General features: G+C 50.9%; 10 protein-coding genes, 1 tRNA gene and 2 rRNA genes. 4 read left to right on the forward strand and 9 right to left on the reverse strand.

The genetic code is table 11. The features are described 5' to 3' along the window. The first annotated feature begins 16 nt into the window (after nucleotides 1-16). From rrf (VH187_RS06930) to rrf (VH187_RS06940), 3 genes are all read left to right on the forward strand, one after another. Nucleotides 17-132, forward strand: a 5S ribosomal RNA gene (gene rrf, locus VH187_RS06930). 149 nt (nucleotides 133-281) lie between these two features. Then, nucleotides 282-357, forward strand: a tRNA-Thr gene (locus VH187_RS06935). 36 nt (nucleotides 358-393) lie between these two features. Next, a 5S ribosomal RNA gene (gene rrf, locus VH187_RS06940) occupies nucleotides 394-509 on the forward strand. 94 nt (nucleotides 510-603) lie between these two features. On the opposite strand, the gene VH187_RS06945 is transcribed toward rrf (VH187_RS06940), so the two are convergent. The 7 genes from VH187_RS06945 to VH187_RS06975 form a co-directional block, all read right to left on the reverse strand. Beyond that, nucleotides 604-1,362 carry an amino acid ABC transporter ATP-binding protein gene (locus tag VH187_RS06945; protein ID WP_329700745.1) on the reverse strand — a complete coding sequence of 253 codons (759 nt, stop codon included), beginning with the start codon at nucleotides 1,360-1,362 and terminating at the stop codon, nucleotides 604-606. A 7-nt stretch (nucleotides 1,363-1,369) separates the two neighbouring features. Beyond that, a complete protein-coding gene (locus VH187_RS06950; RefSeq protein WP_329700818.1) occupies nucleotides 1,370-2,473 on the reverse strand; it encodes an amino acid ABC transporter permease in 1,104 nt (367 codons plus the stop codon). Between the two features lie 9 nt (nucleotides 2,474-2,482). Further along, nucleotides 2,483-3,664 carry an amino acid ABC transporter permease gene (locus VH187_RS06955; RefSeq protein WP_329700746.1) on the reverse strand — a complete coding sequence of 394 codons (1,182 nt, stop codon included), beginning with the start codon at nucleotides 3,662-3,664 and terminating at the stop codon, nucleotides 2,483-2,485. A 67-nt stretch (nucleotides 3,665-3,731) separates the two neighbouring features. Continuing rightward, complete coding sequence (locus tag VH187_RS06960; protein WP_329700747.1) at nucleotides 3,732-4,757, reverse strand: amino acid ABC transporter substrate-binding protein; 1,026 nt, start codon at nucleotides 4,755-4,757, stop codon at nucleotides 3,732-3,734. Between the two features lie 476 nt (nucleotides 4,758-5,233). Beyond that, complete coding sequence (locus tag VH187_RS06965) at nucleotides 5,234-5,455, reverse strand: lipoprotein (RefSeq protein ID WP_329700748.1); 222 nt, start codon at nucleotides 5,453-5,455, stop codon at nucleotides 5,234-5,236. A 262-nt stretch (nucleotides 5,456-5,717) separates the two neighbouring features. Continuing rightward, nucleotides 5,718-8,828 (reverse strand): efflux RND transporter permease subunit, encoded by a 3,111-nt coding sequence (locus tag VH187_RS06970; protein WP_329700749.1) that lies wholly within the window; start codon nucleotides 8,826-8,828, stop codon nucleotides 5,718-5,720. 12 nt (nucleotides 8,829-8,840) lie between these two features. Further along, nucleotides 8,841-9,980 (reverse strand): efflux RND transporter periplasmic adaptor subunit, encoded by a 1,140-nt coding sequence (locus VH187_RS06975; protein ID WP_329700750.1) that lies wholly within the window; start codon nucleotides 9,978-9,980, stop codon nucleotides 8,841-8,843. A 354-nt stretch (nucleotides 9,981-10,334) separates the two neighbouring features. On the opposite strand from VH187_RS06975, the gene envR reads away from it, so the two are divergent. Further along, nucleotides 10,335-11,006, forward strand: coding sequence for an acrEF/envCD operon transcriptional regulator (envR, locus tag VH187_RS06980; RefSeq protein ID WP_329700751.1), 672 nt, complete (start codon nucleotides 10,335-10,337; stop codon nucleotides 11,004-11,006). Here envR and VH187_RS06985 read toward each other — a convergent pair whose 3' ends face one another. Continuing rightward, the gene (locus VH187_RS06985; protein WP_329700752.1) at nucleotides 11,007-13,067 is read right to left on the reverse strand and encodes a putative bifunctional diguanylate cyclase/phosphodiesterase; all 2,061 of its coding nucleotides are present in this window, start codon (nucleotides 13,065-13,067) and stop codon (nucleotides 11,007-11,009) included. Nucleotides 13,068-13,199: 132 nt separating this feature from the next. After that, nucleotides 13,200-13,364, reverse strand: a complete 165-nt coding sequence (locus VH187_RS06990; protein ID WP_329700753.1) for a DUF2556 family protein — start codon at nucleotides 13,362-13,364, stop codon at nucleotides 13,200-13,202. Between the last annotated feature and the right edge of the window lie 21 nt (nucleotides 13,365-13,385).

A 13,385-nucleotide genomic window follows, 5' to 3' on the forward strand; every position in this document is an offset into this window, starting at 1 on the left:
GGTCATACAGAATTTGCCTGGCGGCAACAGCGCGGTGGTCCCACCTGACCCCATGCCGAACTCAGAAGTGAAACGCCGTAGCGCCGATGGTAGTGTGGGGTCTCCCCATGCGAGAGTAGGGAACTGCCAGGCATCAAATTAGCAGTAAGCAGTAAACTTTCAGGGCAGTTCACTACTCGATGAGAGTAGGACAAAAGCAAAGCTTTTGAACGTTGCGAAGCAACGGCCCGAAGGGTGAATCACAAAGTGATTCATAAACTGCCAGGCATCAAATTAAGTGTGCTGATATGGCTCAGTTGGTAGAGCGCACCCTTGGTAAGGGTGAGGTCCCCAGTTCGACTCTGGGTATCAGCACCAGTTTTAACGGTGAAGTTCGGCAGATAAAAGAATTTGTCTGGCGGCAACAGCGCGGTGGTCCCACCTGACCCCATGCCGAACTCAGAAGTGAAACGCCGTAGCGCCGATGGTAGTGTGGGGTCTCCCCATGCGAGAGTAGGGAACTGCCAGACATCAATTAAGCAAAAAGCCCAGTCTATGACTGGGCTTTTTGCTTTTGTGCATTTGGAAAGAAAAGGAACTCCTCCCCGTGAGAGGAGGAAAATATCAGTGGATGACCTGAGAAAGAAATGCGCGAGTACGTTCGGATTTTGGATTGGCAAAGAACTGATCCGGCGGCGCCTGCTCAATGATTTCACCACGGTCCATGAAAATAACCCTGTCAGCGACGGTTTTGGCAAAACCCATTTCATGGGTGACGCAAAGCATTGTCATCCCTGATTGTGCCAACCCTATCATTGTGTCGAGGACTTCCTTAACCATTTCAGGATCGAGCGCCGAGGTAGGTTCATCGAACAGCATAATTTTCGGCTTCATGCACAACGAACGGGCGATGGCGACGCGTTGTTGCTGACCGCCAGAAATCTGTCCGGGAAACTTATGGGCATGTTCAGCGATGTGAACGCGTTCAAGATAATGCATCGCCAACGCTTCGGCTTCTTTCTTCGGCATTTTCTGTACCCAGATTGGAGCCAATGTGCAGTTTTGCAGTACCGTCAGATGCGGAAAAAGGTTGAAGTGCTGAAAGACCATACCCACTTCCTGGCGTACCCGCTCGATGTTTCGAATATCCTCATTCAACTCGATACCGTCGACAACAATGCGTCCCTGTTGATGTTCTTCCAGGTGATTGATACAGCGAATGGTTGTCGATTTTCCTGAACCAGAAGGGCCGCACAGCACGATGCGTTCACCCTGTTTCACGTTTAAGTTGATGTCCTTCAGAACGTGAAACTGACCGTACCATTTGTTAACGTTTTCCAGCGTAATCATCGCATCAGCCGGCTGTAGTAATGTTTGACTCATAGTGTCCTCAGTGCGGTGTACGCCCGGTGTTAAAGCGCTTTTCCAAATGCTGGCTATAGCGCGACATGCTAAAACAGAAGATCCAGTAGATCAGCGCAGCAAAGACATAACCCTCCGTCGACATGCCGAGCCAGGCCGGATCAACAGTGGCTTGTTGAACGCTGCTGAAGAGATCGAACAGGCCTATGATGATCACCAGGCTGGTATCTTTAAACAGCGCGATAATGGTATTGACCAGACCTGGGATCACCAGTTTCAAGGCCTGGGGAAGAATGACCAGCGCCTGTGTTTTCCAGTAGCCTAATGCCAACGAGCTTGCGGCTTCATACTGACCTTTTGGCAAGGCTTGCAGCCCCCCGCGCACAACTTCCGCAACATACGCCGATTGGAACAGCACCACACCAACTAGCGCGCGGATGAGTTTGTCGATACTGGTTCCTTCCGACATAAACAGCGGCAACATGACCGATGACATAAACAACACAGTAATCAGCGGCACGCCACGCCAGAACTCGATAAAGATAACGGACAGAATACGCACGACGGGCATGGTTGAACGGCGACCCAACGCCAACAAAATCCCAAGCGGCAATGCACCCGCTATCCCTACCGATGCGATAATCAGCGTCAGTGTTAACCCGCCCCACTGCCGTGTCTCCACACGCTCCAGCCCGAAGTACCCGCCATACAACAGAAACCAGACAACGAACGGATAAATGATTGCCCAACAAGCGATATAACGACCCCTGCGTGGCATCGCATTCCAGAACATCGGGACGATAGACAGCAGTCCAATAATCAGCGCCGTATTAATACGCCAGCGCTGATCGTGAGGATAAAGGCCGTACATAAACTGGCCGAAACGTTGGTGGATGAATACCCAGCAGGCCCCTGCTTTGGTGCAGTCTGCACGCGTAGTTCCCACCCAGTTGGCCTGAATAAACGCCCAGTTCAACAATGGCGGGATCAGCTCCCACATTAACCACAGCGCAAAGATCGTTAACAGGCTGTTTGACCAACTGGAAAACAGATTCTTTCGCATCCAGGCTAGGGATTTGTTGCCCTTTGCACCGGTCGGTCGCAAAGAGTGAGACAGCAGTACTTTTGTCATCATGACCTCTTAGCGCTCAACCAGTGCCATACGGCGGTTGTAGATATTCATCAGCAATGAAATGCTCAGGCTGATGATGAGATAAACCGACATGGTAATAGCGATCGTTTCAATCGCCTGTCCAGTCTGGTTCAGCACCGTTCCGGCAAACAGTGACACCATATCGGGATAGCCGATAGCTGCGGCCAGCGAAGAGTTTTTGACAATATTGAGATACTGGCTGGTTAATGGGGGGATCACCACGCGTAGCGCCTGAGGGATGATGACCTGACGTAGCGTCACCTGATTAGGCAACCCAAGTGAGCGAGCTGCCTCATGCTGACCATAAGGCACGGCCTGGATACCCGAACGAATAATCTCGGCGATAAAAGCTGAGGTATAGACTGAAAGGGCCAGCGTTAAAGCCGCCAATTCCGGAATAAGCGCCATGCCGCCGCGGAAGTTAAATCCGCGAAGCACCGGAACATCCCAATGCAACGCTGCGCCAAATACCCAATGAGCGATCATTGGCAGGACAATAATCAATGCCAGCGCCGTCGGCCATGTCCTCCGCAGTTGCCCCGTTTTTATCTGATGCATTTTGTTGTAGCGAAACAGCCCGAATGAAATCATTCCGGCGACGATAATCGCGACAATAAATGCCAGTAAACCTTCTCCCCATTGTGGTGCCGGTATATAGAGCCCACGGTTGCTGAGGAATGCGAGGTCAAAAGCGCTCACTGCCTGACGCGGTCCCGGTAAATTGCGCAAGACAGCAAAGTACCAGAAGAAGATTTGCAGCAGCGGCGGGATATTACGGAACGTCTCGATATAAACCGTCGACAGCTTACGCAGCAGCCAGTTGTCAGAGAGCCTCGCTAAACCCAGAAAGAAGCCGAGGAAAGAGGCAAAGACGATGCATAAAGCAGAGACCAGCAGGGTGTTGAGTAGCCCGACCAGGAACACGCGGCCATAGGTGTCACCTTGCTGATAATCAATTAAGTGTTGAACGATACCAAAGCCTGCGCTTCGGTCGAGAAAAGCAAAACCGGAAGTGATGCCACGGTTGTCCAGGTTGGTTATGGTGTTGTGTATCAAATAGATAGCAGTAGCGACGACGACCACTACCGCCAGGATTTGAAACAGCCAGGCGCGAACCGTGGGGTTGGAAAAGGAGAGCGATCCTTTTACGGTCAGGTGGCGATGGGACATAGGGAAACCTCAATGACCAGAACATCAGGTTGGGCATCGCAGTGCGATGCCCGTCACAGCGTGTAACTTAACGAACCGGTGGCGCGTACTGGATCCCGCCGTTGTTCCAGAGATTATTCTGACCACGTTTGATTTTCAGCGCACTGTCAGCGCCAACGTTGCGGTCAAAGATTTCTGCGTAGTTACCGACTTGCTTGACGATGTTGTACGCCCATTTGTTATCCAGTTTCAGATCTTTGCCGAAATCACCTTCTGTCCCTAAAAGGTGTGCCATATCCGGGTTGGATGGCTTAGCGGCTTTCTCGTCAACGTTCTTCGAGTTGATGCCCATCTCTTCGGCATTCAGCATGGCGAACAGCGTCCAGCGAACGACAGAGAACCACTCCTCATCACCACGGCGAACCACCGGGCCCAACGGCTCTTTGGAGATAACTTCTGGAAGAACAATCCAGTCAGCCGGTTTACTCAGCTTGATGCGCAAAGCATAGAGTTGTGACTGATCAGAGGCCAGCGTGTCGCAGCGTCCTGATTCCAGGGCTTTTGCCGATTCATCAGAGCGGTCAAACGTTACAGGGGTGTACTTCATGTTGTTGGCTTTGAAATAATCAGCCACGTTCAATTCGGTATCGGTGCCCGCTTGAATACACACGGTTGCCCCGTCGAGTTCTTTGGCACTTTTCAGTCCGGCTTTATCGTGAGTCAGGAAGCCGATGCCATCGTAATACGTGACGCCAGTAAATGAGAGGCCCATACCTGCATCGCGGGAAGAGGTCCAGGTGGTATTACGAGACAATAAATCCACTTCGCCGGATTGCAGCGCGGTGAAACGCTCTTTCGCGGTCAGCGGGGTATATTTTACTTTGCTGGCGTCACCAAATACCGCTGCAGCCACGCCACGGCAGACATCCACATCAATACCGGTAAATTTGCCATCGGCATCTGCATAAGAGAAACCCGGTAAACCATCACTGATACCGCACTGGACGAAACCCTTCTTTTTAACTGCATCGAAAGTAGTACCGGCATGTGCCTGATTTGAGAGTGCAAACAGTACGCCCGCCGCAGTGAGGCTGGCGATCATCATCTTTTTCATAAAGCATCCTGTGTGGCGAAAAATTTATCGTTATAAATAGAGACGTCCGGGGGAACGCCAAAACCTGTCTGTGGCCATGGCCATTTCCTGTAAAGCAAAGGGAATGCCAGAATTGCAATCGCCTGATATTGGGGCGCAGGGAGGCAATAGAGTGAGTGTAGACAGGAAAGAAAAAAATAAGCGCCCTACGACGGTGCAAAATTGAAACCTACGCCACAAAATGGAGCGAAAAAGTTTCAGGATTGAGACTGCGAGAAGAAATGGTTTCACAGGTTAATATTGGTGTGAGAATGAAGGGCAATAATCTGTGAAATTGTTCACAGCAAACGTTGAATTCGATAATTTTTAATTATGGATGGTTGATCGGAAATAGGGTTTTCAATTATTGATGGGGTGGCGTGCGCGAAATTTTTACTTTTTGAACGCGTTGTGCACTGTTATGAAGCAAAAGCGCGGGAGGCCCGCGCTTATGATGATTATTTAGTTAAGGCAACGATACCGAGCGTCAGCCCAGCAAGTGCGGCCGCGCCTCCGGCGATAGCGCCAGCAGTTTCCCAGTTATCCTGCGTTGTACCTTTCATACAGGTGTTGGTATGAACCAGTCGCCCCTGATCGTCATAAACTGGCACGCAGGGTGATTCATGTGCGCAACCTGCAAGTAACGCTGTCAGCAATGCAACTGAAATCAATCTTTTCATGATATTACCTCGATGAGACCGCGGCGGAGTTAACACATCAGCCTTACGGAATGACGCTCATTTTATCATCGGTGTTATCAAGGATGCAGAAGCAAATAATCTCAATATATTTACTCTGTAAACATCGTGGAGGATTTGACGAATTATCCGCTAATTATGTAGAAATTATGCAGAAGAAAATATTAAAAGCTAACGTCAACGAAACGGTAGTCACTAGTAGAAAATAAAAAAGGCGCTTAAAGCGCCTTTTTTATTTTACTTATCATTTCGTTCCGCTGAATCGCCGACGGACGACCACAAAAAATACAGGCACAAAGAAGATGGCGAGTAGCGTAGCTGCCAGCATTCCTCCCATCACACCTGTACCGACAGCATTTTGTGCTCCACTCCCCGCACCGTTGCTGATAACCAAAGGCATAACGCCCAGGATAAACGCCAGTGAGGTCATCAGAATTGGGCGTAGACGCATTCTGGATGCCTCGAGCGTGGCTTCAATGACGCCTTTTCCCTCTTTATCCATCAGATCCTTGGCGAACTCGACAATCAGAATGGCATTTTTTGCCGACAGGCCAATCGTCGTCAGGAGTCCGACCTGGAAATAGACGTCATTATTCAGACCGCGAAGTGAGGCTGCTAACAGGGCACCGATAACGCCCAGGGGCACAACCAACATAACAGAGAACGGAATAGACCAACTTTCATACAGTGCCGCGAGGCACAGGAATACAACGATGAGCGAAATGGCATACAGGGCTGGAGCCTGATTGCCAGAGAGCCGTTCCTGATAAGACATACCCGTCCAGTCATAGCCGATCCCAGAAGGTAGCTTGCTGGCCATCGCTTCCATCAGATTCATCGCTTCACCGGTACTCTTACCCGGTGCTGCTTCCCCCAGAATTTCCATTGAAGGTAAGCCGTTGTATCGTTCAAGGCGTGGAGAGCCATAGATCCAATGTGCAGAAGCGAACGCTGAGAAAGGAACCATTTCGCCGTTTGCGCTCCGCACATACAAGTTAGTTATGTCGTTTGGCAACATACGGAATTTTGCGTCTGCCTGAACGTAAACTTTTTTCACACGGCCGCGATCGATAAAGTCATTAACGTAGGAGCCGCCGAGCGCTGTGGAAATGGTCTGATTAATATCGGAAAGCGAAACGCCCAAGGCCTGCGCCTTTTCCTGATCGACATCCAGTTTGTACTGCGGAGTATCTTCCAGGCCGTTCGGGCGGACGCGCACCAGCATATCTGGATGTTCTTTTATCATGCCGAGCAGTTGGTTACGGGCCTGAGTCAGGCCAGTATGCCCAAGCCCACCCTGGTCTATCAATTCAAAGTCGAAGCCAGTTGCTGTCCCCAGTTCGATAATGGCAGGCAGGTTGAACGGGAAGACCATCGCATCGCGAATCTGACTAAAACTCATCGTTGCACGTTTAATGATGGCTTCTACGTGGTTTTCCTCACCGCTGCGCTCGTCCCAGGGTTTCAGGCTGATAAAGGCCATGCCTGAGTTTTGCCCTTGACCGCTAAAGCTAAAGCCGTTGACGGTGAACACACTGGCAACATTCTCTTTCTCATTGCTGAGATAGTAATGCGTCAGGGTATCCAGCACTTTCTGAGTGCGTTCTTGCGTGGCACCGCTGGGCAGTTGAACCATGGTCATGAACACGCCCTGGTCTTCTTCTGGCAGAAACGAGGTGGGTAAACGCAGGAACAGCAATGCCATACCCACAACGATGACCACGAAAACGATCAGGTAGCGGCCAGTTCCCCGCAAAATACGGCTCACGCTGTCGGTATAATGGCTTACGCTGAGATCGAATCGGGTGTTGAACCAGCCGAAAAAGCCGTGTTTTGCTTCATGATGATCGGCTGAAACAGGTTTTAGCAGAGTTGCACACAGGGCGGGTGTCAGAATCAATGCTACCAGTACTGACAGCGCCATTGCAGAGACAATCGTTATCGAAAACTGGCGATAGATAGCCCCCGTTGACCCTCCGAAGAATGCCATTGGGATAAACACCGCAGACAGCACCATCGCAATACCGACCAGCGCCCCCTGGATTTGCTCCATCGACTTTTCGGTGGCTTCCTTCGGCGACAGGCGGTCTTCTGCCATGACTCGCTCGACGTTTTCCACCACCACAATGGCATCATCCACCAACAACCCGATGGCGAGCACCATACCGAACATGGTGAGCGTATTGATGGAATAACCGCAGGCCGAAAGCACGGCAAACGTACCCAATAGCACGACCGGCACTGCGATAGTTGGAATCAACGTGGCGCGGAGGTTTTGCAGGAAAAGATACATCACCAGGAAAACCAGCACGATCGCTTCGAACAGGGTTTTGACTACCTCATGGATGGAAATCTTCACGAATGGCGTGGTGTCGTAGGGATAAACCACTCGCATTCCCTGCGGGAAGAACGGTTGCAATTCAGCCAGCTTGGTTTTGATGGCATCTGCCGTGTTCAGTGCGTTTGCCCCGGTCGCGAGTTTAATGCCGAGGCCTGAGGCCGGCTGCCCGTTGATGCGTGCGACAACATTATAGTTTTCACCGCCTAGCTCAATATGGGCCACATCGCGCAGGCGTACTACTGAGCCGTCTGAATTAACGCGAAGTGTCACGTTACCGAATTCTTGCGGATCTTTCAGACGCGTTTGAGCAATGATAGAAGCATTTAACTGCTGATTACCTACGGCTGGCGTGCCGCCGAGTTGTCCTGCAGCTATTTGGTTGTTTTGAATTTTCAGCTCGTTAATGACATCCACTGGCGTGAGCTGATATTTGTTCAGTAGGTTGGCATCCAGCCAGATACGCATGGCATATTGCGCACCAAACAGCTGTGTGTCACCGACCCCATTCAGTCGGCTAATGGCATCTTTGATGTTGGACGCCACATAATCAGAAATATCGTCCTGATTCAGAGATTTGTTATCTGAAACAAAGCCTGCAACCAGCAAATAGTTGCTGCTGGCTTTTTCCACGCCAATCCCCTGTTGCTGAACTTCCTGCGGTAGCAGGGGGGTCGCCAGTTGCAGTTTGTTCTGCACCTGGACCTGGGCGATATCCGGATCGGTGCCGGACTGGAACGTCAGTGTAATGGTCACGCCGCCAGAGGAGTCGCTGGTGGATGACATGTACATCAGGTTATCGATACCGTTCATGTTCTGTTCGATAACCTGAGTGACCGTATCCTGCACGGTTTGTGCATCGGCACCAGGGTAGGTGGCCGAAATAGCAACCGCAGGCGGGGCGATAGTCGGGTACTGCGCAATGGGCAATTGCAAAATTGCAAGACCACCCGCCATCATCATAATGATAGCCAGCACCCAGGCAAAAATAGGGCGCTGTATAAAGAATTTGGACATAGTGGCCCCTGATTATTGAGCTGAAGAAGTTGCGGTGTCCGGCTCGGCATGTACCGTCACGCCGGGATGTACTTTCTGCAACCCACTCACAATGACTTTGTCGCCAGGATTCAGACCTGCGCTAATAAGCCATCGATCACCAACAGCCTGTGAGGCAACGACGCCGCGTACTTCAACCTGATTTTTCTCGTTCACCACCATGACTGTGGCCTCGCCTCTTGGTGTGCGTGTTACGCCCTGCTGAGGTACGAGGATTGCGTTTGGCTGCACCCCTTCTTCAATGCGCGCGCGTACAAACATGCCCGGGAGCAGTGCATGTTGTGGGTTAGGGAAGACGGCGCGGAGTGTGATAGAGCCCGTGCTCTCATCGACTGTCACATCAGAAAATTGCAAAGTGCCTTTTAACGAATAGGGTTGGCCATTTTCCATGACCACTTCGACACTTTTGGTGTCGCTGCCGCGCTCAAGGCTTTCTTGCTTGAGGCGCATGAAATCATTGCTGGATTGGGTGACATCAACGTAAATCGGATCCAACTGTTGCACTGTGGCAAGCGCTTGAGACTGACCGTTAGTGACGAGAGCACCTTCGGTTACGCTGGATTTACCAATTCGCCCGTCAATCGGCGAAGATACTTTGGTATACGCAAGGTTAATCCTTGCTGTTTCTACCGCCGCTTTTGCAGCCATCACACTGGCATCGGCCTGCTGGGCGTTAGCAACGGCTTGATCGTAATCCTGGCGGCTGACGTATTGCGTACCCAGCAGCGGTAAATAACGTTTCACCGTCAAATGGGCGATATTGGCGGCGGCAGCGGCTTTGGCTTCGTCACCTTTTGCGCTTTCCCATGCGGCTTTATAGGTCGCAGGATCAATCTGATACAGAGAATCTCCGGCTTGAATATCACTGCCTTCGGTGAAATTGCGATGCAGGACAATACCGCTGACCTGAGGGCGAACTTCGGCGATACGGAACGCCGTGGTTCTGCCCGGTAGTTCGGTTGTCACCGACAGCGGCGCGCGGCTGACCACATGAACAGTGACATGCGGGGCCTGAGTTTGTGGCTGCCGATCCCCGGCGTCATCGCAGCCGCTAAGCAGTAAAGCTGAAGCGAGCAAACTGGATAAAAGCGTAACCCTTGCGTGAGTCGTCATTGCAATTCCTTAATAACCGATATAGCCAATACGCCGGAGACCGGTGGGAAAATAAAAAGTGCAGCGCGTTATAGTACAAATAAAAAGTTTGAAATGTTAACCAGTATAATTCCGTAAAGGGGAGTAAAAGCACTCATACACAAAAGAAGTGAGGTTTGTCCTGGTGGCTTTGTAATAAAGGGGTTAACAATCATATTTAAAATTTATGAATCCATGTCATTATATTTTTGTGGTGATTGGTATGGTGATTTTAAAGAAAACAATCCAACTCTGGAGCATAAATAATTGTGTAAATTAATCGGGAGGCAATATATTAGCGGGTTCAAGTATCCATCGGTATTGTAAGGACATCTCATGGTCAGAAAAACCAAAGCAGACGCACTGGTGACGAGGCAGTTGCTGATTGATACAGCCATCGAACAGTTTGCGAGTCGGGGCGTCTCTAATACCACGCTGACGGACATCGCGGATGCTGCAGGTGTGACGCGAGGGGCGATTTACTGGCATTTTAGCAGTAAGGCTGAGTTGTTTAATGAGATGTGGAAATTACAAATTCCGTTGCGTGACATTATTCATCATAAAATGATACATGATGAAAAAGAAAATGCATTGGCCTGGCTTAGAGAAGCATTTGTGGCGGCATTGCAATATATTTCAGAAAACCCTAAACAGCGTGCTTTGATGCAGATTTTGTATCATAAATGCGAATTTAATAACGAGATGATGCCCGAAGCAGAAATTCGTCAGCATCTGTGTTTTAGTTATGACAACATGAGAAAAATAGTTGAGCTGTGTGTTCGACAGGGTAGCCTGCCCGCAAACACTCATATTGAAATAACGCTGGTGATACTGCACAGTTTTTTCTCTGGGGTGCTGAAAAACTGGCTGTTGTTTCCAGAACGCATCAACCTTTACCAACAGGCGCCTGAGTTAGTCGATAACATTATGGCGACGCTGCATCCGCACTCTGCAGTGTGGCCGATCAGAAACGATCTCACGACAGTCCACTCGCAACCTGGTCTTTGATCAGCCTGCTCTTAGATGACTGGCGGTGATCGTATCGGCACTGACCGGTTTGCCCAACAGATAGCCTTGTAATGCATTGCAGCCCAACTGGGTCAGGAATTCGAGCTGCTCCTGGGTTTCTACTCCTTCCGCAACCACTCGTAGGTTAAGCGTGCGCGCCAATGCGACGATAGCAGACACAATCGTTGCGTCTTCCCCTTCACCTTTCAATTCTTTGACAAAGGCCCGGTCGATTTTCAGCTCACATGCGGGTAAACGTTTGAGATACAGCAAACTCGAATAGCCGGTACCAAAATCATCGATAGATGCCTTCACACCGAGTTCGGTCAGACGCGTCAGCACCGCTACGCTCTGCTCAGGATTGTTCATCGCCGTGGTTTCGGTCACTTCAAGAATCAACATCTCGGGTGGTATTTGGTGCCGCGCCAGACAGGCCATGACCGTATCGATAAGCATCGGCTGTTCAAATTGTAAGGCGGAAAGATTCACCGCAATGGACCAGTTCAGATGCCCTAGGGTGCGCCACTCGCTGAGCTGACGGCAGGCCTCGTTGATCACCCAATTTCCCATGGGAATGATGATCCCGGTTTTCTCTGCCAGCGGCAAAAACACATCGGGCGGTAACAATCCTTTGACTGGATGATCCCAGCGCAGAAGCGCTTCAAATCCGGTGATTATTCCCGAAGGTGCCTGGCATTTGGGTTGGTAGTGGAGGCGCAGTTCTTGCCGTTCAACCGCCATCCACAAATCGTTCATGAGTTGCAACTGCTGCTGAGCAAAGAGATTCATCGAAGGCTGGAAGAAATGGTAACCGTTACGTCCGGTATGTTTGGTGTGATACATCGCCGCATCGGCGTTAAACATTAGCTCACGGTCGTTCTGTCCGTCGTGAGGGTAGAGCGCAATGCCTACGCTTAATGTCACCACCAGTTCGTACGGCTCAATCATAAACGGTGCGTCGATGGCCTGGACTAACGCGCTGGCAAGGCGCGCAGCATCATCAGGGGCGGAGATGTCTGCCAATAGAACGAACTCGTCTCCACCGATGCGTGCCAACGTGAATTGCCCATTTAACGGCTGCTGTAAACGGTCAGTAACTGCAACTAAAAGCTTGTCACCCACGTCATGACCAAAGGCATCATTAACAGCCTTAAAGCCATCAAGGTCCATAAACATCAAGGCAAACGCACTATCTTCCCGATCGGCTTTGCTGATGGCCTGGCTTAGGCGATCTTCAAACAGCACGCGATTGGGCAGGCGGGTGAGGGGGTCCTGTAACGCCAGTTGCGCCAGTTCTTTATTCGCTTCAGCAAGCGACGAGGCTAGCAGCGAAGTGCGAGCCTGGAGGCGGGCATCGAGCATCGAAATCAGCAACGTGATGCCCAATATAAACAGCGTCACCACGCTGACCAACACCGCCAGCCAGTTGCCATTTACGCCATGATGAGCCATGGGCATTTGGTGGGGGAATTGTGCCGCCATCATGCCGGTATAATGCATGCCCGCGATGGCAATCCCCATGAGGACTGCTGCGCCGAAACGCATCAATGCAACCTGCGCAGCTTCATGCCGTAAACGGAAAGTGAGCCAAAGGGCAGCAAACGAGGCCAGAACGGCAATGATGACGGAAAGGGTGACCCAGCGATAATTCCAGACAATCGGCGGGGAGACGTCCATTGCCGCCATGCCTGTGTAGTGCATGAGCACAACACCTGCACCCATTACCAGTGCGCCAGCAATCAGACGACGTAAGCCGAGCTTGTCCACGCTCACGAACCACAGAGCAAAGAGGGCGGCGGCCATGGCGATTACCATCGAGAGCGCGGTTAATCCCGGGCTGTAACGCATGCCCATGGCAGTGTCCATCGCCAGCATGCCGATAAAATGCATTGCCCACACGCCGATACCCATCGCGACTCCGCCACCGCAAAGCCACACATAAGCGGTTTTACCGTGGCTTGTAGAGACTCGTCCCGCCATATTCAGCGCCGTCCAGGCCGCGAGAATCGCAATCACAAAAGAAATAGCGACCAGAATAGGGTCGTAATGGCTAGCCTGCATGGTGTCATCAGCTCGTTCACGGGAGGGTGAGGGCTGATGACATTACCATCGTCCAGAAGGGACTCAAAGTGATTTAAATCCCTGTTTTTAACGTGGAATATCAACGCATTCGACGACGTTGCCGACAGATGATCACTCTAGTTCGGTGCAGTTAACCAGCTTCAACGGATTGACAGAATTCATATTGCGGCATTTTTCGCTTTCGGTGGATATCAGCTCGATCCACTGCATGAGCAAGCCCTCGAACACAAACATGAATACAGCGAAAACGACCAGCCATCCGTACTTGCGAAGCATAACTGTACCTGAGAAGTGATA

Source organism: Scandinavium sp., from assembly GCF_036271055.1.
Lineage (GTDB): Bacteria > Pseudomonadota > Gammaproteobacteria > Enterobacterales > Enterobacteriaceae > Scandinavium.